The following is a 24,087-nucleotide window of genomic DNA, read 5'->3' as shown; positions in this document are numbered from 1 at the left end:
GCCCGCCGGCGTACCCCGAATTCATACGCTATGCGCACCATGCCCACCGAAGCCAGCACGCCGACCCGCATGTCACTCGCCGTGGTGGGCGCCGGGCCGGCCGGCCTGAGCCTGGCCCTGCTGGCCGCTCAGCTGCTGCCGGAGGCGGCCATCAGCCTGTTCGACGCGCGGCCGCTGGAACGCGATGTCTCGGGCGACCCGCGCACCCTCGCGCTCTCGCTGGGCAGCGTGCAGCTGCTGCAGCGCCTGGGCACCTGGCAGGCGGGCCAGGCCGCGCAGGCGCAGGCGATCCTGCAGGTGCAGGTGAGCCAGGCCCCGCCCACGCTCAGCCACCCCTGGCTGTTCGGTGCCGGCGGCCAGCCCGAGGTCAGCATCAGCGCGCGCGAGCAGGGCGTGGAGCAGCTCGGTGCCGTGCTCAGCTACGGCCAGCTGGTGGCGCCGCTGCAGGCCGCCTGGCTGCAAGCCTGCGCGCGCGCGCCGCATCGCCTGTCCGCGCGCTTCGGCCAGGGCGTGTCGGCCATCAAGCCCGAGGGCTCGGGCGTGGAGATCGACGCCGGCGATGCCCATCTGGCCGAGCGCTTCGACCTCGCCGTGGTGGCCGAGGGCGGCGTGTTTGCCGAGCAGGCCCGCAAGGCGGTGGCGCGCGACTATGCGCAGAACGCCTGGGTCGGCACGGTGGAGCTGGACCCGGCCGCGCCGCCGGGCGTGGCCTACGAGCGCTTCACCCGCAACGGCCCGCTGGCCCTGCTGCCCCTGCCCGAGCGTGCCGGCCAGCGCCGTGCGGCCCTGGTCTGGTGCCTGCCGCAGGCCGAGGACGAGATCGGCACGCTCAGCGACGCGCAGCGCTTGGCGGTGCTCAACACCCTGCTGCCGCCGGGCCTGCCGCCGCTGCGCGGCATCGGCGCGCTGAAGTGCTTCCCGCTCGGCCTGAACGCCGAGCGCACCCTGGTGGAGGGCCGCGTTGTCCGCATCGGCAATGCCGCCCAGACACTGCACCCGGTGGCCGGCCAGGGGCTCAACCTGGGCCTGCGCGACGCCTATGCGCTGGTGCAGGCGCTGCGCACGGAGGGCGCGATCGACAGCGCGCTGCGCCGCGTGGAATGGCAGCGCGCGCCCGACCGCTGGAGCATGATCGCCGCCACCGATTTCCTGGCGCGCAGCTTTGCCTGGCGCTGGCCCGGCCTGCCGGGCGCACGCGGCCTGGCGCTGGCCGCGCTGCAGGCCGCCCCGCCGCTGAAGCGCGCGCTGGCGCGGCAGATGATGTTCGGAAGGCGCTGAGGCGCCGGCGTCGAGGCGGCCGCAACAAGGGTTAACCCTTGCCTCAGGTATAGTCATCGACTTCACCGCAAGACCGAGGTCGCTTGTCGACCGTCTTGCCGGCCACGAGCCCGAGCGACGTCGGGAGAGTCCGCGTGCCACCCGCGCGGCGCCGAAGGAGCAACCGCCCCGGAAACTCTCAGGCAAACGGACCGATGTCGCGGATGAACTCTGCAGAGTTGCCGGCTGCCTGACGTCCGCCGGTACGCCGAAGGAGCAAGTCTGGCCCCCGGGGGCCGCACGAATCTCTCAGGTGTCAGCAACAGAGGGGGCGACGACCACCGCGGTCCGGTGGCGTCACTTGACCCACCGACGTCGACAAAAGAGATTTCATGAAACCTACCCCATCACGCCTCGGCGGCATCGCCCTGGCCTGCCTCGCCATGTCCGCGCACGCAGCGGAGCCCCTCGTGGTCAAGATCGGCCATGTCGCCGCACTCAGCGGCCCCGCCTCACACCTCGGGCGTGACAACGAAAGCGGTGTCCGCATGGCGATCGAGGAATTGAACGCCAAGGGTCTGCAGATCGGCGGCCGCCCGGCCCGCTTCGTGCTCCTGGCCGAGGACGACGCCGGCGACCCCAAGCAAGGCACTGCCGCGGCGCAGAAGCTCGTGGACAACAAAGTCAACGGCGTCGTCGGCCACCTGAATTCGGGCACCGCAATCCCTGCCGCGCGCATCTACGCCGACGCCGGCATCCCGCAGATTGCGCCGTCGGTGACGAACCCGCGCTACACCCGCCAGGGCTTCAAGACGACCTTCCGGATGGTCGCCGACGACGCCCAGCTCGGTGGCACGCTGGGCCGCTACGCTGCACAGACGCTGAAGGCGAAGACCGTTGCGGTCATCGACGACCGCACCGCCTATGGCCAGGGCGTTGCCAGCGAGTTCGAGAAGGCCGCGAAGGCCGCCGGCGCGACGATCGCCAAACGTGAGTTCACCAACGACAAGGCGACCGACTTCACGGGCATCCTCACCGGCATCAAGGCGGCCAAGCCCGACGTGATCTTCTACGGCGGCATGGACGCGGTGGCCGGCCCGATGCTGCGGCAGATGAAGCAGCTGGGCATCCAGTCGAAGTTCATGGGCGGCGACGGTATCTGCACCGCCGAGTTGCCCAAGCTGGCTTCGGGCCAGGTGCCCGACGGCCAAGTGGTCTGCGCGATCGCTGGTGGCGTTGACGCGGCACAGCGGCCGGCGCTCGACAAGTTCAAGGCCGACTTCAAGAAGAAGTTCGGCATCGAGGTCCAGATCTACTCGCCCTACACCTACGATGCCACGAAGGTGATGGCCGAGGCGATGGTCAAGGCGGGATCGGCCGAACCGGCCAAGTACCTGCCGGTGCTACAGAAGATCAGCTACTCCGGCGTCACCGGCAGCGTCGCTTTCGACGAGAAGGGCGATATCAAGAACGGTGCACTGACGCTCTACACCTTCAACCGCGGACAGCGCGAGGAGCTCGGCGTCGTGCGCTGAGCAGATGCGGGCGGCACGGTGGCCAGGCCGTGCCGGGCGAGCGCCTGACCCCCGGCTCAGGCGCCCCGCCCTGCACGGCCTTCAACGGCCTGTCATCAAGCGCCCCGACACTGGGGCCATGAACAATATTCAGGCCCAAACCCTCCGTCAACTCCTGCAGACCACGCGGCAAGCCTGGCTGGGCCAGCCGCAGCCGGCGCAGGCTCGTCTCAGTAGCGCAGCTCCAGCAGCTCCCGCAGCGCGGCATTGATGTTCTTGCGCAGCGCGCCCTCGTTGGCCAGGCGCAGGCGCTCGTTCTGGTCCAGCATGGCGTCGCCGAACTCGGCCACATGCACGCTGCGCAGCTCGCGCTGGTAGAGCTTGTTGCCGCTGGCCTTGTCCAGCAGTTCATAGGCCATCGTCAGCGCCACGCGAGCGTCGCCCACCGCCACCGCGGGTTGCTCCAGCGCCAGCAGCGCGGCGCGCAGCTCGTAGCGGCCGCCCTGAGGCTGCGGCGCCAGCATGCCGGCGGCCTTGAGCGATTCCTGCAGCGCCACGCGCAGCGCCTCGTCGCCGATCTTGGAACCCCAGAGGCGGCCGGTCGGCTGGCCGCCCAGCACCTGGCCCAGCTGCACCTGCTGCTTGAGCGCCTCGGGCACCCAACCGCGCAGCTGCAGGCCGTCGGCCACGCTCAGGCGCATGCCCTCGGGGTCGGCGGGCGTGCCGCAGCCGGCGAGCGCAAGACCTGCCCCCAGCAGGGCCAAGAGTGATGTGCGGCGTTGCATGGCGTGCTCCTCGATCAAAGTCGGCGGTGTTGCAGGGCCGGCAGCTGGGCGCGCAGGGCGGCCATGCGCGGCGCGTCCAGCTCGGCGATGGCCAGGCCCTCGCCCTCAGGCAGGCAGGCGAGCACCTCGCCCCAGGGGTCGACGATCATGCTGTGGCCCCAGGTGCGGCGGCCGTTGGGATGCGTGCCGCCCTGGGCCGGCGCGATCACATAGGCGAGGTTCTCCACCGCGCGGGCACGCAAGAGCAGCTCCCAATGCTTCTGGCCGGTGGTGTAGGTGAAGGCCGCGGGCACGGCCAGCAGGTCGCAGGGGCCGCCCACGCCCATGGCACGGTAAAGCTCGGGAAAGCGCAGGTCGTAGCAGACCGAGAGCCCGAGCTTGAGCGGCCCGGCCTGCAGCGTCACCGGCGCGTCGCCGGGCTCGAGCACGCGGCCCTCGTCATAGCGCTCGCGGCCATTGTCGAAACAGAACAGGTGCAGCTTGTCGTAGCGCGCCGCGCGACGGCCGTCCGGGGCATAGACGCAGCAGGCATTGCGCACCTTGTCGGCCCGCGCGCTGCGTATCGGCAGGGTGCCGCCGATCACCCACAGGCCCAGCTCGCGCGCCGCCTGGCTCAGCATGGCCTGGATCGGGCCCTCGCCATCGGCCTCGGCGATGGCCAACTTGTCGGCGTCGGCCGTGCCCATCAGGCAGAAATACTCGGGCAGGGCCACCAGCTCGGCGCCCTGGGCGCGGGCGGCCTCCATCCAATGGCGCGCACGCGCCAGATTGGCCGCCACCTCGGGGCCCGAGACCATCTGTATCGCTGCCAGCTTCATGGTGCTGCTCCTGATGCCGCCTCCTCGGGCGGCTTGCGCTCGGACTTCTCGATGCGATCGACCTTGGGCGCATCCCACATGCCGGTGACATGGAATTCCTCCGTGCCGGCCGCCGCCATGGGCTTGCGCAACAGCCATTGGGCCAGGAAGGTGCCCAGGCCGATCGCCGGATTAATGGCCGCATAAGCCAGCGAAGCGCCGCCCACGTTGAGCTCGGGCACCACCAGCACGCGCAGATCCTGGGTCTCGGCGGCCAGATCGGCCTGGCCCTCCATCAGCACCGCCGCCTGCAGGCCCACCATGCGCAGGTTGCTGGTATGGGCCACGCCCTTCTCGATGCGCAGGTCGCCGGTAAAGCTGTCGAAGGCAAAGCCCTGCGAGAACACATCGCGGAAGTCCAGCAGCAGGCGGCGCGGCAGCGATTGCAGACTCAGCACGCCCAGCAGCCGGCCCACGCCGGGCTCGGCCTGCAGGAACTGGCCGGCGTCCAGCGCCACATGCAGCTGGCCGCCCATGCTGGGGTAGTCGGGGCTCAGCGGCGAGCCCTGCCAGCCGAGCTGGCCGTTCAGGCGGCCCTTGCCGCCGCGCAGGATCTGCCCCTGGCCCAGCGCCTGCAGGAGCTTGCCGCCGTCGCTGACGTCCAGCTGCCAGTCCAGCAGGGTGCGGCGCTGACTCTGGCCAGGCTCGGCCACCCATTGCCCGGTGGCGTTGAGCAGCGCGTCGGGGTGCTTGATCTGCAGCCGGGCGAGCTTCCATTCGCGCGTCGGCCCCACCAGCTGGGCATCGATCTCCAGGCGGCCCAGTTTCTTGCCGCGCAGCTCGAAATCCTCCACCACGATGTCCAGCGCCGGCACACTGCTGGGCTGCTTCTCCAGCAGCTGCAGCACCGAATCGGCCTCGCTCTTGGGCAGGGCCAGCCGGCCCAGGCGGGCGTAGACGCGGCCGGGCTGGCCGGCGCGCGCCTGGCGCAGCTCCAGATAGCCGCTCAGCTGTTCGGCATCGATGGTGGCGCGCCAGCCGTTCTGCTCGGGCGCGCGGCTCAGGCCCGCCACCAGGCGCGAGACCTGGCGGCCCGCGGCCTTGAAGCTCTGCGCGCGCAGCGCCAGCTGGCTGGGCGCGTAGCCGCTGTCCATGTTCTCCAGGCTGACCGGGCCGAGCAGGCGCTGCGCGGTGGCGAGCCAGGCGTCGGCATCGAAGCTGGCCAGATTGGCCTGCAGCTGCACGCCGCTGGGCGGCAGCGGCGGCAGGTTGTCCAGCACGCTCAGCGCGCCGCGCAGCACCTGCGCGCTCTCGCCGCCGAGCTCGCGCTGGTAATGCGCTTGCAGCTGGTTGCCCAGCTCCAGGCGCAGCTCGTCGCGCGTGGCGCCTTCATTCCCATTCACCGGCAAGAGCCGCGATTGCAGGCGCAGGTTGAGCGTGCTGTCGGCCTCCTTGCGCAGCGGCGCCGGCAGATCCAGCGCCAGGCCCTGCAGCGAGCTGCCGAGGTTGAACTCGGTCTGCCCCCTGACGAAACCCAGCTCCAGCTTGTAGCCGGTCGAGCCGCTCATAAACTGGGCCAGGCGGCTGGGCAGGCCCAGCTCGCTGGCGCGCCGCAGCGCCTCGGCGCTCAGCTGCCCCTGGGCGCTGAAGCGCAGGCTGCCATCGGCCTGGCTGCCGCCCTCGAACAGGGCCTCGCCGCCCAGCACCCGTGCGCCGGCGGCCTGCAATTGCACGCCCTTGCGGTCGAAATCGATGCGCGCGCGCGTGTTGGAAAACAGCGGCACGTCGGGCCGCAGGCGCAGCTCGTTGCCGGCCAGCAAGACCTGACCCTTGACGCTGGACTTGCTGGCATCCAGAAGCGGGATCTTCAGGCCCAGCTTGAGGCTGGCGTTGCCGCTGGCGCTGGCGGCGTCCAGGCCATGCGAAGTCCATTCCGAGAGCGGCGAGCTGCGCATGAAGCGCAACAGCTCGGCCATGGGGCCGCGGCCCTGACCGTCCATCTCCAGCTGGGCCTGGTGCGCCAGGTCCGGGATGCCGCCGTTCACGTTGAAGAGCTCGTAGCCCAGCACCTTGGCGCGGCCCTTGCGAATCTGCATGCTGCCGCGCTCGAAGATCAGCTCGGCATTGAGCTGCTCCATCACCGGCCAGGGCGAGTTGTAGGCGGGGCTGGTCTCGGTGGCGGCGTGGCTGGGCACATAGGCCAGCTCCACGTCCTTCACCTGGCTGCTGATGCGGAAGATGCCTGCGCCAGCATGGGGGCCGTCGAAGGGGAAATCGGCCAGGTCGCCGCGCACGCGCGCCTGCACCTGGTGCGCCTCGCCGCCGCGGATGGCATCGCGCACATAGCCGCGCGCGGTCTCGCCCACCACCAGCGGCAGGTAGCGCACCACGCGCCTAGCGGGGGCCTGGTCGATGCGGCCGCTGAGGTCCAGGCTGCCGGGCAGGCGCGCGCCGCGGCCGCTGCCGGGCTTGGCGCCGGTGCGCCAGGTAGCCTCGAATTCGGCCTTCACATCCTCGTTCTGCAGGCGCAGCTCGCTGACGCGCAGCTCCACCTGGGGCGGGCCGCCGTCCTTGCGCGCCTCGATGCGCCAGTCCAGCCCGGCGCTGAGCGTCTGCAGGGGGATGCGCGGCTCCTCGAACACGCCGGGAAAGTCCAGCATGCCGTCGCGTATTGCCAGCCGCGCCGTGCCGCCCTTCTCGGTGGCATCGAACTGCAGCTGCGCCCCGGCCAGGCCCGGGCGGGCCGCGCCGTGCGCGTCGGCCGGCACGCCGGCGGCCAGGCTCAGCTGGTCCAGCGCGCCCTTGATGCGGTAGCTCTGCGGCGCCTCGGGCGCGCCCTCCCAGCGCGCGCTGAAGGCGCTGACGCGGCCGCTGGGCGCCATCTCCTGCGCCAGCTGGTGCGCGGCCGCCGGCACCGGCAGGCGCGCCATGATGCGCGCGGCCAGGCCCAGATCCATCTGCTGGGCCGTCAGCTCGCCGCCCAGCAGCTCGCCCAGCTCGGCGCCCAGCACCTGGGAGGCCTGGCGCGTGCGCAGCGAGAGCGACCAGTCCGAGCGCGGCCACACCAGGCCCTCGCCATCCTCGAAGCCGAGCTGGCGCGCGGTAAAGCTGAGGCCTTGCGCATTGCGCTGCATCGAGAGCCGGCCGGCGATCTGCGCCAGCTCCAGCGCCTCGATGCGCTTGCCCAGCTTGAGCTTGACGGCGCGCAGCCCGAGATCGAGGGTGGCGGCCTGGCTCTGGCCCTGCTTGATCTCCAGCCAGGCGCGCAGCGCGCCATCGCCCTCGCTGAGCTCGAAGGGCAGGTCCAGGTAGCGGCGCAGCTCGCGCACATCGGCGCGCGGCAGGTCGGCGAACAACGAGCCGCTCCAATGCTGCAGATCGCCGGGACGCTTGAGCAGCGACTGGGTGAACTGGCCGCGCAGCGAGAGCCGCTCGCCCCAGGCGGGCGGGGGCGTGGCGTCGAGGCGCAGCTCGTGGCGGCGCAGGCCGTTGCGCAGCACCAGGTCCACGCGCGAGAGCTCCAGCGGCGGCGCCTGGCGCGCCTCGTCGATCCAGCGCACGCGGCCGTTCAGGATCACGAACTCATGCTGGACGAAGAACCAGTCGGCCAGATCGCCGCCGGCCTCGGCGCGCTCGGCCTCGTCCACGCTCAGGCCGGCCACGAAGATGCGGCCCTGGGCGTCGCGCCGCACCACCATCTCGGGGGCATCAATCAGCAGCTGCTCGAAGCGCAGCTCCAGCGCCAGCAGCGAGCGCGCCGACAGCGCCGCCGCCACCCGCGGCAGGCGCAGGGCCTCGCGGCCATGCTGGTCGATGAGGCGCACATCGCGCATTTCCAGCGCCGGTATCCAGCCCCCCGAGCGCACCTCGATCTGGCCGATCTGCAGATTCAACCCCAGCGATTTGGAGGCTTGTCGCGCCAGCGCAGGGCGCCATTCATCGATGTGCGGCAGAATCGCCCAGTGCAAAACCAGCCAGGCCAGCAGCATCAGGCTCCATGCCAGCAGCACCAGGGCCACGGCCCATCTGGCGCAGCGGCGGGCCCAGCGGGCGGGGCGGTTGGCGGCGGCGAAGACGGTGGCTAGCAAGGACATGTAGAAGGCACGCGCTCTCGGGCGCGGCACACAGGATGAGAAACGATGACACTCGCAAAGCCTTGGGGGGCGCCCCATCGCTCTCAGGATCGCAGCGAATCTAGCACAGGCCACCCTGCCCCATGAGCGTCGACGAGCATTCTTTACCCTCTGCAACCAAGGCGGCGCTGGCCGCGCACAGCCGCTTCGTGCAGCGCATTCGGCGCCGCTACGACCAGGAGCTGCCCCTGCTGGCCGCCGGCCTGCCCGACCGGGCCGCCATGCAGGCGCTGATCGCGCAGCTGCAGGCCGAGGGCCGCAACCTCGCCAGCGCGCTGCGCGTGACCCGCCATCTGGTGCTGGAGCGCCTGGCGGTGCACGACGTCGAACTGGCCGCGCCGATGAAGGCCATCACCGAGGCGATGACCACGCTGGCCGAGGTGACGCTGTGCGCGGCGCTGACGCAGGCGCGCATCGAGCAGGACGCCATCCACGGCCAGCCGCGCAACAGCGCCGGCGAGGTGATCGAATTCTGGGTCGTGGGCATGGGCAAGCTGGGCGGGCGCGAGCTCAATGTCAGCTCCGACATCGACCTGATCTATGTCTACGACGACGAGGGCGAGACCGATGGCGCCAAGCCGGTCTCGGCGCACGAATACTTCACCCAGGTGGCCAAGAAGCTCTATGCGCTGATCGGCGATGTCACCGAGGACGGCCAGGTGTTCCGCGTCGACCTGGCGCTGCGCCCCAACGGCAACTCGGGCCCGCCGGTGGTGAGCCTGTCGATGCTGGAGGAGTACTTCCTCGTGCAGGGGCGCGAATGGGAGCGCTTCGCCTGGCTGAAGAGCCGGGTGGTGGCGCCGCGCCAGCCCGAGGCCGGCGCACCGCCCTCGCGTGCGGTGGCGCTGCGCTCCCTGGTCACGCCCTTCGTCTACCGCCGCTACCTGGACTACGGCGTGTTCGAGGGCCTGCGGCAGCTGCACCGCAAGATCCGCGACGAGGCGCAGAAGCGCGCCGCCGGCCGGCCCGAGCGCTCCAACGACGTGAAGCTCTCGCGCGGTGGCATCCGCGAGATCGAGTTCACCGTGCAGCTGCTGCAGGTGGTGCGCGGCGGCCAGTTCCCCGAGATCCGCACCCGCTCCACCGTCAAGGCGCTCTCCCGGCTGGCGGCGCGCGGGCTGATGAAGCCGGCCACCGCCGCCAAGCTGGCCGAGGCCTACGATTTCCTGCGCCGCGTCGAGCACCGCATCCAGTTCCTCGACGACCAGCAGACTCATTGCCTGCCGTCGGGTGACAACAGCGACGATGACCTGAAGTGGATCGCGCGCTCCATGGGCATGGTCTGCAGCGCCGAAGCCTGCCAGCTGCTGGACCGCCTGTGCGAGGTACGCGAGCTGGTGGCCACCGAATTCGACGCCTTGCTGCACGACGGCCAGGCGCCCAAGCCCGGCGCCTGCAAGAACGGCCAATGCGGCGGCCCGGCCTTGCCGGTGGATGCCGACGAGTTCCTCGAGAAGCTGCCGCCCGAGCTGGCCGCCGCGGTGCGCCGCTGGGCCCAGCAGCCGCGCGTGCAGAACCTGCGCGAGGAATCGCGCCTGCGCCTGGCCAAGCTGGTGGGCCGCGCCGCCATCGGCGTGAAGGAGGGCGCATGCTCGCTGGACGCCGCGCTGCGCTTCGTCGACTGGGTCGAGCCGCTGCTGCGCCGCGAGAGCTATCTGGCCCTGCTGGTGGAGCGCCCCGCGGTGCAGACCCGGCTGTTGCGCCTCTTGGGCCTGGCGCGCTGGCCGATGCGCTATCTGATGCAGCATCCCGGCGTGATCGACGAATTGGCCGACAGCCGGCTGATGCACGAACGCTTCGACGGCGCCACCTTCATCGCCGACCTGCAGGCCCGCCACGATGCCTGGGCCCAGCATGGCGAGGCCGATGAGGAGGCCTTGCTGGACAGCGTGCGCCGCGCCCACCATGCCGAGGTGTTCCGCACCCTGGTGCGCGACGTCGAGGGCCATATCACGGTGGAGCAGGTGGCCGACGATCTCTCGGCCCTGGCCGACGCCACCCTGCAATGCGTGATCAGCTGGTCCTGGGCGCGCCTCAAGCAGGCGCACCGCCCGGCCCCGAGCTTTGCGGTGATCGCCTACGGCAAGCTGGGCGGCAAGGAGCTGGGCTACGGCGGCGACCTGGACGTGGTGTTCCTGTTCGACGACGCGGACGAGAACTCGCCCGAGATCTACGGCGCCTTCGTGCGCAAGCTGATCACCTGGCTGACCCTGCGCACCGCCGCTGGCGAGCTGTTCGACATCGACACCGCGCTGCGCCCGAACGGCAACTCCGGCCTGCTGGTGACCTCGCTGGCCAGTTTCGAGCACTACCAGACCGGCCGCGGCAGCAACACCGCCTGGACCTGGGAGCACCAGGCCATCACGCGCGCACGCTTCTGCGCCGGCGCACCCGAGTTGGCCGCGCGCTTCGAGGGCGTACGCCGCGCCGTGCTGACGGCCGAGCGCGACATCCAGGCGCTGCGCCAGGAGGTGCAGGCGATGCGCGAGAAGGTGCGCCAGGCCCGCCCGGTGCGCGCCGGCCTGTTCGATGTGAAGCACAGCCCCGGCGGCATGATGGACGCGGAGTTCGCGCTGCAGTTCCTGATCCTGGCGCATGCGCGCCAGCATGCCGAGCTGCTGGACAACGCCGGCAATATCGCCCTGCTGCAGCGCGCGGAGGCCGCCGGCCTGCTGCCCGCCGGCGTGGGCAAGGCCGCCGCCGATGCCTACCGCGAGCTGCGCCGCGTGCAGCACCGGGCACGCCTGGACGAACAGTCCACCGCGCTGGACGAGGCGGCGCAGGCGGCGCAGGGCATTGCCACGCACCGTGACGCGGTGCTGGCGCTCTGGCGGGCCGTGTTCGGCTGATGTCCTGGGCGGCCCTCAGCGCCGGCCTGGCCACGCTGGCCGGCCTGGCCTGGTGGCTGCCGCGCGCGTGGCTGGACTGGCAGCCCGCCCTGTGGGCCCATGAACCCTGGCGCGCCCTCAGCGCCGCCCTGGTGCACTGGAGCGCCCAGCATCTGCTCGCCAATCTGGCCGGCTGTGCGGTGCTGGCCCTGCTGGGCCGGGCCGGCCGGCTGCGCGCCACCCCCGCCTGGCTGGCCGCCTGGCCGCTCACCCAGCTGGGCCTGCTCCTGCAACCCGCGCTGCTGCATTACGGCGGGCTCTCGGGCCTGCTGCACGCGGGGGTGGCGGTGGCGGTGGTGGAGCTGCTGGCACGGCGCGGGCGGGATCGGCTGGTAGGGGCGGCCATCGCGGCCGGCCTGCTGGCCAAGCTGTGGCTGGAACAGCCGCTGGGCCCTGCGCTGCGCACCCTGCCCGGCTGGGACATCGCGATCGCGCCCTTTGCCCATCTCAGCGGCACGCTGGCCGGTGCGCTCAGCGCCCTGGCGTGGCTGGCCTGGCGGCGGCTGCGGGCATCATCGCACCATGCTGAAGTCTGATCGCAAGCCCCACCTCGACGCCTTTGCCGTCGCCTCCGTGCTGTTCTGCTGCGCCCTCTGGGGCCTGGGCCAGGTGGCCATCAAGGCGGCGCTGAGCGAGATCACCCCGTTCTGGCAGGCGGGGCTGCGCTCGCTGATCGCCGGTGCGCTGGTGTGGCTCTGGGCACGGGCGCGCGGCATCGCGCTGTTCGAGCGCGACGGCAGCCTGGGTGGCGGCCTGCTGGCCGGCGGCCTGTTCGCGGCCGAGTTCGCGGCCATCTTCTGGGGCATGCAGTACACCAGCGCCTCGCGCATGGTGGTGTTCATCTACCTCGCGCCCTTTGTGGTGGCGCTGGGCATGCCCTTCATCTCGCGGCACGAGAAGCTCACGCCGCGCCAGGGCCTGGGCCTGCTGCTGGCCTTCGGCGCGGTGGCGTTCGCCTTTGCCGAAGGTTTCGGCGCGGGCGGGCAGCCGCAGCAGTGGCTGGGCGATGCGCTGGGCCTGCTGGCCGCGCTGCTATGGGGCGGCACCACGCTGGCGATACGCGGCAGCCGGCTCGCCAGCGCCAGCGCCGAGAAGACGCTGTTCTACCAGCTGGCGGTCTCGGGCCTGGCGCTGAGCCTGGCAGCCCTGGCCCTGCACGAGCCGCTGCCGCTGGCCTGGTCGGCCCGGCTGCTGGGCTGGTTCGGCTTCCAGGCGGTGATCGTCTCCTTTGCCAGCTATCTGCTGTGGTTCTGGCTGGTGCGCCATTACCCGGCCACGCGCCTGGCCAGCTTCACGCTCAGCACGCCGCTGTTCGGCCTGCTGGCCGGGGTGCTGGTGCTGGGCGAGGCGATCACGCTGCGCCTGGTCATCGCCCTGATCGGGCTGGCGCTGGGCATCCTGCTGGTGAACAAATAGCGGCCTGTCTCCTGGGTGGCAAAGGCGCGCCGCGCCTCGGCATAGACTGCGCCCACCCCACAAGGAGACACTAACCATGATCACACTCTGCGGCTTCTCGCTCTCGAACTACTACAACAAGGTCAAGCTGGCCCTGCTGGAAAAAGGCATCCCCTTCCAGGAGGAGGTGGTGATGACGCATTCCAAGGACGAGGCCGTGCTGGCCGCCTCGCCGCTGGGCAAGGTGCCCTTCATCCGCACCGAGCAGGGCACGCTGTGCGAGAGCCAGGTGATCCTGGACTATCTGGAGCAGGCCTACCCCGCCCAGCCCCTGCTGCCGGCCGAGCCCTTCGCGCGCGCCAAGGTGCATGAGCTGATCACCTTTGTTGAGCTGCACCTGGAGCTGGTGGCGCGCGAGCTCTACGGCCAGGCCTTCTTCGGCGGCAGCTGCAGCGACGCCAACAAGGAACGCGTGAAGAAGCTGCTGGACAAGAACATCCCGGCCTTCAAGCGCCTCGCCAAGTTCGGCCCCTACCTGGCCGGCGACAGCTTCACCCAGGCCGATTGCGCCGGCTGGGTCAGCCTGCCCCTGGTGGCGATGGCCACCAAGTCGGTGCTGGGCGAGGACCTGCTGGCCGCCCATGGCGTCGAGTGGAAGTCCTACGCCAAGCTGATCGGCGAGCGCCCCGCCGCCCAGAAGGTGGCGGCCGACCGCAAGGCCGACCAGGACCGCTTCGCGGCCAAGTAGGCGCAGGCGCCCCGCCAGCGGGAGACTTCTGGCAAGGGCCTTCGAGCGGCTCGCTAAGCACGCGCCAGACCGCCAGGCGCGGTCCGATGACGTCGCGCCCGGCGCGGGCAAGGCAGTCAGCAGGCACAGCGCCGCCTCGACGGGCACGCTAACGTCCAGCGGACTGGCCTCGAAGTTGCCCAGCTCCGTATCCCATTACCACTTCATCCCATAGGCGGCTGGCAGGCGCTGGGCGCGCCAAGGAGCCTATAGGCCCGGCTGGATGATCTGCGCCACCGTTCGTGCGATCACGCGCGCGTTGGCGTGCCGTTCGTCCAGATTGGTCATGACGATGACCGTCAGCTGATCGTCCGGATAGCGAATGAAGTCGACCACATGGCCAGGCATGCCTCCTGAGTGATAAACCCAGCGATGTCCCTGCTGGGTGCGCAGCTGCCAGCCCAGGCCGTACCAGATGTCGGGCGTCGTCGCGTTCGCGGCCTGCATCAGGCTGTTGGGCGTCCACATCAGGTCCAGCGTGGCGCGCTTCAGAATGCGCTCGGTGTACAGCGCCGCGTCCCACTTCGCCATGTCAAGTGCGTTGATCTGCAGGCCGCTGGCCGCCAGCGCCAAGTAGTTGCGCTCGGCGCTGTTGTAGGCATGGGGACGGCGTTGCTCGGCCACGATCTCGTAGCCGATCGCGTTGCCTGCTGCCGACTCGTTCGGCGCCATCAGGCGCGCGCTGTCCATGCCTAGCGGCTGGAACACGCGCCGGCGCAGGAACTCGCCGTAGTGCTGGCCGCTGACCTTCTGGATGATCAGGCCGATCAGGTCGTAGCCCGTATTGCTGTAGAGGAAGGACGAGCCGGGCGGGAAGGCCAGGCCATAGGTTTTGAAGCGCGCCAGCAGCTCGGCGTCGGAGAAGCCCTGATCACGTTCGAGCGCTGCGAAGAAGGCATCGTCCGGGTATTCGGGCAGGCCCGAACTATGGTTGAGCAGATGCCGGATCGTGATGCCGTTCCAGGCCGCGGGCGTGGCGCCAAGATACGGATCAAGCCTGTCATCGAGCGTGAGGAGGCCGTCTTCGACCAGCAGCATGATGGCGCTCGCGGCAAAGGACTTGGTGACCGAACCGATCTCAAAGCGCTGTTCGACCTGTATTGGCGTGGCAGCCTCGAGATCGGCATAGCCATAGCCCTTGGCATAGACGATTCGGCCGGACCTGGCCACCACCAAGCTGGCCCCCGGAATGCGCTGTGCGAGCAACTGCTGCTGGACCATATCGTCGACCGCGGGTATCGCCCCCTGGCTCGAACCAGCAGGCTGCGTGCTGACCTGGGGCAGCACGCGCTCGGACGCCAGCGTCCCCTCGCCGCCCCCGCCTCCTCCGCCACAGCCAGCCAAAGGCAGAGCCCAAATGGATTGCAGGAGCAGGCGGCGCTGAGTCAACTGGGACATGATGTTGGGGTGTCGTGGAAGCAGCGCGAGTCTGCCAGCGCGCGCCCGACTTCGGGGTAGCTGCGGCAGTGCGCTTTGGCTGGCCTTTGGCCGCGCGCCTCCCGACCGCACCGATACTGCGCCATGCACATTCTGTTAATCGAGGACGATCTCGACCTTGGCAAGGCCCTGCAGGCCGCGCTGCGCCAGGGCGGCTTCAGCAGCCGATGGCTGCGCCGCGGCGCCGATGCGCCCGAACGCTTGGACCCTGTCCAGCAGGACGCGGTGTTGCTCGATCTCGGTTTGCCCGATGGTTGCGGCTTGCAATTGCTCAAGCGCTGGCGCGCTCAAGGGGCCGCCACGCCGCTGCTGGTCATGACCGCACGGGTCGGTCTTGCCGATCGATTGGAGGGTCTGGACGGCGGCGCCGACGACTACCTCAGCAAGCCCTTCGAGATACCCGAGTTGATGGCCCGCTTGCGGGCCCTGCTGCGTCGCAGCGCGGGCCAGGCCAGCGAGAACTGGCGCATCGGCGACCTGACGATCCGGCCGCGCGAGCGCGAAGTGCGGGTGTGTGGGCGTGCTGTCGAGCTGAGCCCGCGCGAGTTCGATCTGCTGAATCTGCTGGCCGGCGAAGCTGGCACCGTCGTTCCCAAGGGCAAGCTGGCGCAAAAGCTGGCGCCCTTGGGCGAGGCGCTGGATTTCGCCAACCTCGAGATGCACCTGTCGAACCTGCGCCGCAAGATCGGCGCCGAGCGCATTGGCACCGTGCGCGGCATAGGCTATCGCCTGCTGACATGAGCCGCCGCACCGCGTGGCGCCGGATGCTCGGTCCCTCACTAAGTCGCCGCATTGGCCTGGCGCTGCTTGCTACCTTGATGTTGGTCGGGCTGGAGATTCTGGCCTGGAATTACCTCGAATACCGGCGCGATATGGCGGTGGATCCCGGCGTCCGGGAGATCGTCGTCAACATCACCGCACATTTGCAAAGGACGCCCGCGATGAATCGCGCGGTTTCACTGCGCGTCCTGATCGACGACGCCAACCAATGGCGCCGCGCCCAGCCCGATCGTTGGAAGGGCGAGCTGGCGGTGCTATGGCTGGCACCTGATGGTCAGGTCCTGTACGAATCGCACCCCCATTGGCGTGCCGCCTTGCTGGCCCAGACCCCAGGTCGGGATGACCACATGATCGAAGGGCGCCCACATTGGGCCTATCGGCAAGACAGCGCCGTGGGCTCGGTGCGCGTCGCCGAGCCAGTCCGCGGCCCCGAGGCGATGCTGCGCAAGGTGGCGCATCAGCTGGGGTTCTACCTGCCGATCGCATTCCCGGTCGTGCTGCTGCCCCTGTGGTTGGCTTTGCATCGCGGCCTGCGCCCGCTGCGCGAACTGGTGCAGCGCCTGTCGCAGCGCGATGCCCAGGACCTGGGCCCGCTGGACGTACACCTGCCGCAATCGGAGTTGCAGCCCCTGGGCCAGGCCTTCGACGCGATGCTCGGTCGTCTGCGCCTGCAGCGCGAGCGCGAACGCCGGTTCGTGCAGGAAGCCGCGCACGAGTTGCGCACGCCGCTGGCCGTCATCGCTGCACAGGCCCATGTGTTGCGCCAGGCCGAGACCGAAGCCGAACGTGAGCAGGCCGCGCGAGCCCTGGAGGGCGCGGTCACGCGCGCCGCGCATCTGAGCCAGCAACTGCTGACTCTGGCCAGCGTTGAGTCTGTCCACACCACATCCGACCGGAACACCGATCTGGCCGAGCAGACGCGCGCCCAGCTGGCTGAACTGTTGCCGCTGGCCGAGGCGCGCCGCATCAGCCTGGCGCTCGAAGCGCCAGACCAATTGCCCAGCCGGATATCGCCTACGCTGTGGGGCTCACTGCTCGGCAATCTGGTCGGCAATGCCTTGCGCTATTGCCCCGAAGGCAGTCGCATCGAAGTCCGCTTGAGCGAGCAGGCCGAAGGCCTGTGCCTGCAAGTCGCCGACGATGGCCCTGGCATTGCCGAAGCCGACCGGCAACGCGTGTTCGAACGCTTTTGGCGCAGCGACCAAACCGGAGCCAGCGGCAGCGGCCTGGGCCTGGCGATCGTGCGCCAGGTGGTGCACAGTCTGGGCGGCACCGTCGCCATCGGTTCCGGTCTGGACGGGCGCGGCGTCGCCTTCAGCGTCAGCGGGCTTGCGCCGCAAGGGGATTGAGCGCGATACCGCCCCGAGCGGTATTCGACGTTTCATCCGTCTTTTTGAGCAGCCTGTCGCCACGGCCTGGGTCGCCCGGGGGAGTCTTGTTATGGTGTGCTACATCAGCAACACACCGCGGGGTCCCGCCCCGACAAGGACATGCAAAGCTGGAACGACAACGCGCCGATCTACCAGCAGCTGGCCGACCAATTGGCCGCGCAGCTGCTGGACGGCACCCCTCCCGAGGGCGAAGTCCTGCCCTCGGTCCGCAGCCTCGCAAGCCGCTACCTGATCAATCCGCTCACCGTCAGCCGGGCCCTGCAGGCCCTGGTGGACAACGGCCTGGTCGAGAGCCGCCGCGGCGTGGGCATGTATGTGCGCCAGGGGGCGCGCGAGCGCCTGCTGCAAAGCGAGCGCCAGCAGTTCCTGCAAAAGGAATGGCCGCAGCTGCGCGCCAAGCTGCAACGCCTGGGCCTGTCGGCCTCGGATCTGAACTGGGGACAACAATGAACAACACGGACCACTCCAACCTCGTCGAAGCCAGCGGCTTCAGCCTGCGCTACGGCCGCAAGACCGCCGTCGACGACATCAGCTTCAAGATCCCCAAGGGTCGCGTGGTGGGCCTGCTGGGTCACAACGGCGCCGGCAAGACCTCGCTGATGAAGGCCATGGTGGGCCTGATCGGTGGCTCGGGCCAACTCAGCGTGCTGGGCCTGGACCCGCGCGCCCAGCGCAACGAGCTGCTGACCTCGCTCTCCTACATCCCCGACGTGGCGGTACTGCCGCGCTGGGCCAAGGTGGAAGAGCTGCTGACCCTGATGAGCGGGCTGCAGCCGCGCTTCTCGGCCGAACGCGCCCGCACCCTGCTCAAGCGCACCAGCGTGGCCAGCGGCGACAAGGTGAAGAACCTCTCCAAGGGCATGGTGACGCAGCTGCACCTGGCGCTGATCGCCGCCATCGACACGCGGCTGATGATCCTGGACGAGCCCACCCTGGGCCTGGATGTGATGTCGCGCAAGAGCTTCTACGAGATGCTGATCGACGAATGGTGCGATGGCGAGCGCACCGTCATCATCTCCACCCACCAGGTGGAGGAGATCGAGACCCTCTTGTCCGACGTGATGATGCTGGACGAGGGCAAGCTGGTGCTCAACATCAGCCTGGAGGAGATGGACTCGCGCTTCGTGGCCCTCTCGCACGATGCCGCCGCCGCCGATGCGGTGGCCTCGGCCCATCCGCTGCTGCGCTACCGCCTGCAGGGCAAGCCCGCGGCGCTGTTCGACGGCGAGCCGCCGGTGGACTTGCAGGCCCTGGGCCAGCGCTTCCGCCCCAGCCTGGTGGACCTGTTCATGGCCCTGACCCGCAAGCCCGAAATGCAAAGCCGCCAGGCCTGAGCAGAACAAACGAGGAGAAAACCATGTCCACACGTTTCATGACCCTGCTGCAGCGCGAATGGATGCAGCACCACCGCGGCTGGCTGCTGCTGATCCTGATCCCGCCGCTGCTGGTGCTGCTGGCCATGCCCTTCGGCCGCGTCGAAACCGATGCCAGCAGCGCCCCCACCATGGCGGTGGCCGCGGTGGCCCTGGGCGCCACCGCGCTGGGCGGCTTCGGCATCAGCTGGCTGGTGTCGATGTTCCAGATTCCGGGCCTGGCGCGCCGCGACCAGCAGGATCGCTCGATCGAGTTCTGGCTCTCGCTGCCCGGCACGCACACCGAGAGCATCGCCGCCACCGTGCTGATGCATGTGGTGTTCGTGCCCCTGCTGGCCCTGGCGATCAGCGCCGGGTTGGGCCTGGTGATGGCCGCGGCGGTGGTGATCAAGGTCAGCGGCCTGGCGGCCCTCACCGAGGTGTCCTGGCTGGGCCTGCTGATCGCCGGCGTGGTGGGCGTGCTGCGCCTGGGCTTCGGCGTGCTGCTGATGAGCTTGTGGCTGGCGCCCATCTACCTGGGCCTGATGGCCGCCTCGGCCTGGCTGAAGCGTTGGGGCGCACCGCTGCTGATCGTGGCCACGCTGATCGCCGGCAATGTGCTGAACAAGGTCTACGACAACCCGATCGTCTGGAAGCTGCTGCAAGCCCAGGCGGACGGCGCCGGCCGCGCCCTGATGGATGCCAAGAAGGAGCTGGAGCGCACCGTGGACGGCCCGGCCAGCCTGCCGCAGTTCATCGGCGAGATCTCCAGCTGGGCGCTGCACGACGCGCTGGCCGCCCTGGGTCAGCTGGCCTCGCCGCACCTGATCGGCGGGCTCGCCATCGCCGCCGCCTGCTTCGGCCTGCTGATCCTGCATCGCCGCAACGCCCACTGAGCACGGCACCAGGCCGAATGCCAAGAGCCCGCGTCAGCGGGCTCTTTTCATTGGGGGCAGGGGCCGGCGCTTCAGCTTGATGCGAGCGGCACCACCACCCCGGTGGCCGCGGCGACGCGTGCGGCCATCTCCTTGCGGAAGCGGTTCAGCTCCTGCACGCTTGCGAAGCTGCGATCCATCAGCAGGCTCATGTTGTGGAGGATGCGCTCCACCACCTTGTTCTCCCACACCGCGTCGAACTGGATCTGCGTGTCCAGCCACTTCTCCAGCCACTCGGGGTCGGGCAGGCGGCTCTGGATGGTGTCGCGCGGGAACAGCTTGGCGTTCACATGCAGATTGGTGGGATGCAGGGCCTGGGCGGTGCGGCGCGCGCTGGCCATCAGCACCCCCACCTTGGCAAAGGCCGCCTTGGCCTCGTCGCCGAACTTCTGCATGGCGCGCTTCATGTAGCGCAGGTAGGCGCCGCCGTGGCGCGCCTCATCACGCGCCAGGGTCTCGTAGATCGCCTTGATGACGGGTTCGGTATGCCATTCCGACGCGCGCCGATACCAGTGGTTCAGGCGGATCTCGCCGCAGAAATGCAGCATCAGCGTTTCCAGCGCTGGCGCGGGATCAAAATCGAAGCGCACCTCGTGCAGCTCCTGCTCGGTGGGCACGAGGTCGGGGCGGAAGCGGCGCAGGTATTCCATCAGCACCAGCGAATGCTTCTGCTCCTCGAAGAACCACACGCTCATGAAGGCCGAGAAGTCGCTGTCGTCGCGGTTGTCGCGCAGAAACATCTCGGTGGCCGGCAGCGCCGACCACTCGGTTATGGCATTCATCTTGATGGTGCGGGCCTGGTCCTCGGTGAGCCGGCTGGCATCGAACTTGTCCCAGGGGATGTCCGTGTCCATGTTCCAGCGCACGGCTTCGAGTTGCTTGAAGAGTTCGGGGTAAAGCATGACGAGTCCTCGCTAAGGCAGCAAATTCTATGCGTCTGCCGTGACAACGCACGCGTGGCCGGACGGCCGGCAGGGCCTCGCTCAGGCGGGGTCGGCGCGCCAGCGCTGCACCGCGGCGGCCACCTCGCCCAGCTGCGCGACGCGCTGCACGCCGCCGACCGCGCTGCGCTGCAGGGCACTGCCGCTGCCGCCGGCCCATAGTGCCACTGCGGGCGGCAGCAGGGCGCGCAACTGCTGCAGGCCCTCGTGCACCGCGCCGGCGGGCAGCACATTGCTGAAGCTCAGCGCCACGATGTCGGCGGCATGGGCGCGCGCCGCCAGCGGGATGTCGGCCAGCGGCGTCTGCACGCCCAGCGAGAGGCATTGGCAGCCCTCGATCGTCAGCATCGCCTCGGCCATCAGCAGGCCCAGGCCATGGGCCTCGCCCGGCAGGGTGCTGAGCAGCACGCGCGGCCGCTCACTCAAGGCCTGGCGCGGCACCGCATGGATGGCCTGGCGCAGCACCTGCTGCAGGCATTCCGAGTAGATGTGCTCTTCGAACACCGCCAGCTCGCCCTGCATCCAGAGCTCGCCCACCTGCGTCGTCAAGGGGGCGATCAACTCCAGCACGGCCGCGCCCAGGCCCATGCGCACGATGGCCTGGGCCAGCAGGCGGCGCAAGTCTTCCACCCGATGCGACTGCAGCAAGTCCAGATAAGGCGCGAGCGTCTCGGCAGGCAGGTGGCCCTGCTTGGCCTGCAAGCTGCTGCGCCGCTGCATCGCCTCCGCCAGCAAGGCCTGCAACACCTCCCGATCGGCGGGCACGACGCGCCCGGGCCGATGGCCGGCATCCAGCAGGCGCTTCAGCAGGCGCAGCTTCTCGACCTGCTCGGGTGGATAGATGCGCTCGTCCTGCGCATCGCGCAGCGGTGCCGGAAAGCCATAGCGGCGCTCCCAGATGCGCAAGGTGTCCTTGCTGAGCCCGGTCTCGCGCTCGACGGCGGCAATGCCCGGCATCCCGGAGGACGCGGATTCAGCCACGGCGCGTTCCGTCCACCAGCCATTTATTTGCAATTTTGTCCTGGACAAACATATGACATTCCGTTTGATATGCCCTAATATAGCGACGCGACATCGATTTGACTAGGACAAACAATGTTCAAAGCCGGCCCAATACCAGCGCACCCATGCCGACTCACCGGGCGGCAAGCCGCGTCAGCCAGGCGTTAACTTCATGACCCATACTGTTGCTCATCTGCTGACCATTGTCCCCGCTAGCTGGGACAAATCCGCCCTGGCCAGCGCCAAGCATGGGCGGACGCAGTACACAGTGGTCAAGCCCTTGAGTGCGGCTGCCGATACCGTGGCAGACGTCTCGGCTTTGAGCACAAGCCCGCAACAAACAGGTAAAGTTTCCACCAACTTTCAGTCGCAAGATCTCCCCGTCAATGGGGCTGTAATCCCGGAGCCTTTCTCCTCCTCCTCCCTCCCTCCCTCGTTAGCTCCGGGGCGTCTTGCGGCTACTTTTATGTCCAGGGCTTCCGCCTCGTGCGGAAGCCCTTTGCTTTTGCGCCAGGCCTCGGGCGCCGCCGATCATGCACGCGGGCTGAGCGAGTTCCTGGCCGGCCTGCATGCGCTTCCCCCCGGTGGTGGCGCCGGCCCTGGCGGCCCGCGCGTGGCGGTGGTCGGTTCCGGCATTGCGGGTCTTTCGGCCGCCTGGGCGCTCAGCCGCCACGCCGATGTCACGCTGTTCGAGGCCGGGGACTATTTCGGTGGCCACACGCACACCGTCGACATCACGCTGCAGGGTCAGCGGCACGGCGTCGACACCGGCTTCCTGGTCTTCAACGAGCGCACCTACCCGCTGCTGATCCAGTTGTTCGCGCAGCTGGGGGTGGAGGTCGCGGCCAGCGACATGTCCTTCTCGGTCCAGCTGCCCGAGCTGGCCCTCGAATGGAGCGGCTCCAACCTCAACAGCGTGTTCGCCCAGCGTCGCAATCTGCTGCGCCCCGCGTTCTGGGGCATGTTGCAGGATCTGCTGCGCTTCAACCGCCTCTGCACCGCACTGGCCGAGCGCGGCAGCGAAGCCGCACTGTCGCAATCGATCGGCGACTTCCTCGGCGAGCAGCGCTTCGGCGAGGCCTTCCGGCGCTGGTATCTGCTGCCCATGGTGGCCTGCATCTGGTCATGCCCGACCGCGCAGATGCTGCAGTTCCCGATCCGCACGCTGATCCGCTTCTGCCACAACCATGGGCTGCTGCAGGTGACGCAGCGGCCGCAGTGGTTCACGGTGCGCGGCGGCGCACGCCACTATGTGGACAAGCTGCTGCCGCAGATCCGGCACAAGCGCCTGAACTGCGCCGTCCATGCGGTGGAGCGTTGCGGCACGCAGCTCAGGGTGCACAGCGGCGCCGGCACCGAGCTGTTCGATGAGGTGGTGCTGGCCGGTCACAGCGACCAGTCGCTGGCCCTGCTCGGCAACGCCAACCTGCAGGAGCGCCAGATCCTCGGCAGCATCGGCTACCACCGCAACCGCGCCGTGCTACATACCGACGCGGGCCTGCTGCCGCAGCGCCGGCGCGCCTGGGCGGCCTGGAACTACGAACATGGCGGCAGCGCCGGCCAGCTCCGGCGCGGGCGCGAAGACCAGGCGGTCTGCCTGCATTACCTGCTCAACCGGCTGCAGCCCCTGCCCTGGCAGCAGCCGGTGCTGGTGTCGCTGAACCCGGTGCGCGAGCCGGATGCCGCACAGGTGCTGGGCGAGTTCGATTATGCGCATCCGGTGTTCGACCTGCCCGCCGTGCGTGCCCAGGAGCGCCTGCACGAGATCCAGGGCCGCGATCATCTCTGGTACTGCGGCGCCTGGACCCGCTATGGCTTTCACGAGGATGGCCTGCTGTCGGGCCTGGGCGTGGCCAAGCGCATGCTGGAACATTGGGCCGCGCGCGCCCCGGCCGGAGCCACGCCGTGAGCAGCAGCGCCTGGCCGCAGCAGGCGCTGCTGGGCATGGGCCGGGTGCGCCACACGCGCCTGCGCCCGGCCCGGCACCATTTCAGCTATGCCAGCTACTTCCTGATGCTGCCGCTGCGGCGCCTGCGCGAACAGCCCTGCGCGGCCCTGCATCGCAACGGCTTCGGCTGGCTGAGCTTTCACGACGCCGACCATGGCGACGGCGGGCCCGACTGCCTGCACTGGCTGGATGCGCTGCTGGCGCGCGAGGGCATCGACGACGCCACCGGCGAGGTCTGGCTGCACTGCCTGCCGCGCGTGCTGGGCTATGCCTTCAAGCCGGTGAGCTTCTGGTACTGCGAGCGCGCCGACGGTGAGTTGGCCGCCATCGTGGTGGAGGTCAACAACACCTTCGGTGAACGCCACTGCTATCTGCTGCAGGGCGCGCAGCTGGGGCGCGAGCTGCGCGCCCACAAGGTCTTCCATGTCTCGCCCTTCTGCCGCGTCGGCGGGCATTACCGCTTCCGCTTCATGCATGCCTGGCAGGCCGGGTGCGCGCGCACCGTGGCGCGCATCGATCACCACGACGAGGCCGGCGCGCTGCTGGAGACCAGCGTCAGCGGTGAGCTGCAGCCGCTCAGCGAGCGCAGCGCCCGCGCCGCCTTTCTTGCCATGCCCTGGCTGAGCGCCGCCGTGATGGCGCGCATTCACTGGCAGGCGCTCAGGCTCTGGCTCAAGCGTGTGCCCTTCTTCCGCAAGCCGGCCGAGCCGCCCCGATTCCTGACCCGCTGACGGCCTCGCCAGAA

The 24,087-nt window shown here is 69.6% G+C and carries 19 protein-coding genes and 1 riboswitch; of the genes, 13 read left to right on the top strand and 6 right to left on the bottom strand.

Going from position 1 to position 24,087, the window contains the following annotated elements; genetic code table 11:
* Positions 1 to 39: 39 nt before the first annotated feature.
* Together AC3WQY_RS08685 and AC3WQY_RS08680 are read left to right on the top strand one after the other, a co-directional pair.
* Entirely contained in the window at positions 40 to 1,278 is a 1,239-nt protein-coding gene (locus tag AC3WQY_RS08685) for an FAD-dependent monooxygenase (protein ID WP_492707489.1), read from the top strand.
* A gap of 111 nt (positions 1,279 to 1,389) precedes the next feature.
* Positions 1,390 to 1,482, top strand: a riboswitch (glycine riboswitch).
* Between the two features lie 167 nt (positions 1,483 to 1,649).
* Positions 1,650 to 2,792 carry a branched-chain amino acid ABC transporter substrate-binding protein gene (locus AC3WQY_RS08680; RefSeq protein ID WP_492707487.1) on the top strand — a complete coding sequence of 381 codons (1,143 nt, stop codon included), beginning with the start codon at positions 1,650 to 1,652 and terminating at the stop codon, positions 2,790 to 2,792.
* Between the two features lie 209 nt (positions 2,793 to 3,001).
* On the opposite strand, the gene AC3WQY_RS08675 is transcribed toward AC3WQY_RS08680, so the two are convergent.
* From AC3WQY_RS08675 to AC3WQY_RS08665, 3 genes are read right to left on the bottom strand one after another with little or no spacing between them, the layout of a single operon-like run.
* Entirely contained in the window at positions 3,002 to 3,556 is a 555-nt protein-coding gene (locus AC3WQY_RS08675; RefSeq protein ID WP_285234050.1) for a hypothetical protein, read from the bottom strand.
* A 14-nt stretch (positions 3,557 to 3,570) separates the two neighbouring features.
* Positions 3,571 to 4,374 carry a carbon-nitrogen hydrolase family protein gene (locus AC3WQY_RS08670; RefSeq protein ID WP_492707485.1) on the bottom strand — a complete coding sequence of 268 codons (804 nt, stop codon included), beginning with the start codon at positions 4,372 to 4,374 and terminating at the stop codon, positions 3,571 to 3,573.
* Positions 4,371 to 8,447 carry a YhdP family protein gene (locus tag AC3WQY_RS08665; RefSeq protein ID WP_492707483.1) on the bottom strand — a complete coding sequence of 1,359 codons (4,077 nt, stop codon included), beginning with the start codon at positions 8,445 to 8,447 and terminating at the stop codon, positions 4,371 to 4,373. Before AC3WQY_RS08665 ends, AC3WQY_RS08670 begins: the two co-directional genes overlap by 4 nt.
* A gap of 122 nt (positions 8,448 to 8,569) precedes the next feature.
* Here AC3WQY_RS08665 and glnE point away from each other — a divergent pair, with 122 nt between their 5' ends.
* From glnE to AC3WQY_RS08645, 4 genes are all read left to right on the top strand, one after another.
* Complete coding sequence (gene glnE, locus AC3WQY_RS08660) at positions 8,570 to 11,335, top strand: bifunctional [glutamate--ammonia ligase]-adenylyl-L-tyrosine phosphorylase/[glutamate--ammonia-ligase] adenylyltransferase (RefSeq protein ID WP_492707481.1); 2,766 nt, start codon at positions 8,570 to 8,572, stop codon at positions 11,333 to 11,335.
* Positions 11,335 to 11,910, top strand: a complete 576-nt coding sequence (gene rrtA, locus AC3WQY_RS08655) for a rhombosortase (RefSeq protein WP_492707479.1) — start codon at positions 11,335 to 11,337, stop codon at positions 11,908 to 11,910. The genes glnE and rrtA overlap by 1 nt, the downstream gene beginning before the upstream one ends.
* Entirely contained in the window at positions 11,897 to 12,790 is an 894-nt protein-coding gene (locus AC3WQY_RS08650; protein WP_492707478.1) for a DMT family transporter, read from the top strand. Before rrtA ends, AC3WQY_RS08650 begins: the two co-directional genes overlap by 14 nt.
* Before the next feature lie 76 nt (positions 12,791 to 12,866).
* Positions 12,867 to 13,517 carry a glutathione S-transferase family protein gene (locus AC3WQY_RS08645; RefSeq protein WP_492707476.1) on the top strand — a complete coding sequence of 217 codons (651 nt, stop codon included), beginning with the start codon at positions 12,867 to 12,869 and terminating at the stop codon, positions 13,515 to 13,517.
* A 246-nt stretch (positions 13,518 to 13,763) separates the two neighbouring features.
* Here the strand turns inward: AC3WQY_RS08645 and AC3WQY_RS08640 are convergent, their stop codons facing one another.
* Positions 13,764 to 14,954 carry a serine hydrolase domain-containing protein gene (locus AC3WQY_RS08640; RefSeq protein ID WP_492707474.1) on the bottom strand — a complete coding sequence of 397 codons (1,191 nt, stop codon included), beginning with the start codon at positions 14,952 to 14,954 and terminating at the stop codon, positions 13,764 to 13,766.
* A gap of 123 nt (positions 14,955 to 15,077) precedes the next feature.
* Here AC3WQY_RS08640 and AC3WQY_RS08635 point away from each other — a divergent pair, with 123 nt between their 5' ends.
* The 5 genes from AC3WQY_RS08635 to AC3WQY_RS08615 all read left to right on the top strand — a co-directional run bounded on the left by AC3WQY_RS08635 (position 15,078) and on the right by AC3WQY_RS08615 (position 19,412).
* A complete protein-coding gene (locus tag AC3WQY_RS08635; RefSeq protein WP_492707472.1) occupies positions 15,078 to 15,734 on the top strand; it encodes a response regulator in 657 nt (218 codons plus the stop codon).
* Positions 15,731 to 17,122, top strand: coding sequence for a sensor histidine kinase (locus AC3WQY_RS08630; RefSeq protein ID WP_492707470.1), 1,392 nt, complete (start codon positions 15,731 to 15,733; stop codon positions 17,120 to 17,122). Before AC3WQY_RS08635 ends, AC3WQY_RS08630 begins: the two co-directional genes overlap by 4 nt.
* A 141-nt stretch (positions 17,123 to 17,263) precedes the next feature.
* Entirely contained in the window at positions 17,264 to 17,614 is a 351-nt protein-coding gene (locus tag AC3WQY_RS08625; RefSeq protein WP_285234060.1) for a GntR family transcriptional regulator, read from the top strand.
* Complete coding sequence (locus AC3WQY_RS08620; protein ID WP_492707468.1) at positions 17,611 to 18,498, top strand: ABC transporter ATP-binding protein; 888 nt, start codon at positions 17,611 to 17,613, stop codon at positions 18,496 to 18,498. Before AC3WQY_RS08625 ends, AC3WQY_RS08620 begins: the two co-directional genes overlap by 4 nt.
* 23 nt (positions 18,499 to 18,521) lie before the next feature.
* Positions 18,522 to 19,412: a hypothetical protein gene (locus tag AC3WQY_RS08615; RefSeq protein WP_285234062.1), complete on the top strand. Its 891-nt coding sequence runs from the start codon at positions 18,522 to 18,524 to the stop codon at positions 19,410 to 19,412.
* 71 nt (positions 19,413 to 19,483) lie between these two features.
* Here AC3WQY_RS08615 and AC3WQY_RS08610 read toward each other — a convergent pair whose 3' ends face one another.
* Both AC3WQY_RS08610 and AC3WQY_RS08605 read right to left on the bottom strand, forming a co-directional pair.
* Positions 19,484 to 20,353: a ferritin family protein gene (locus AC3WQY_RS08610; RefSeq protein WP_285234063.1), complete on the bottom strand. Its 870-nt coding sequence runs from the start codon at positions 20,351 to 20,353 to the stop codon at positions 19,484 to 19,486.
* Between the two features lie 81 nt (positions 20,354 to 20,434).
* The gene (locus AC3WQY_RS08605) at positions 20,435 to 21,373 is read right to left on the bottom strand and encodes a MerR family transcriptional regulator (RefSeq protein ID WP_492707465.1); all 939 of its coding nucleotides are present in this window, start codon (positions 21,371 to 21,373) and stop codon (positions 20,435 to 20,437) included.
* A gap of 586 nt (positions 21,374 to 21,959) precedes the next feature.
* Here AC3WQY_RS08605 and AC3WQY_RS08600 point away from each other — a divergent pair.
* Entirely contained in the window at positions 21,960 to 23,303 is a 1,344-nt protein-coding gene (locus AC3WQY_RS08600) for an NAD(P)/FAD-dependent oxidoreductase (protein ID WP_492707551.1), read from the top strand.
* Positions 23,304 to 23,338: 35 nt separating this feature from the next.
* Entirely contained in the window at positions 23,339 to 24,073 is a 735-nt protein-coding gene (locus tag AC3WQY_RS08595) for a DUF1365 domain-containing protein (protein WP_492707549.1), read from the top strand.
* The last annotated feature ends 14 nt before the right edge of the window (positions 24,074 to 24,087 follow it).

It is taken from the genome of Roseateles sp. FW301-B2 (genome assembly GCF_058788955.1).
Note: the sequence above shows the minus strand (reverse complement) of the source record. Positions and strands in the feature narration are given on the sequence as shown.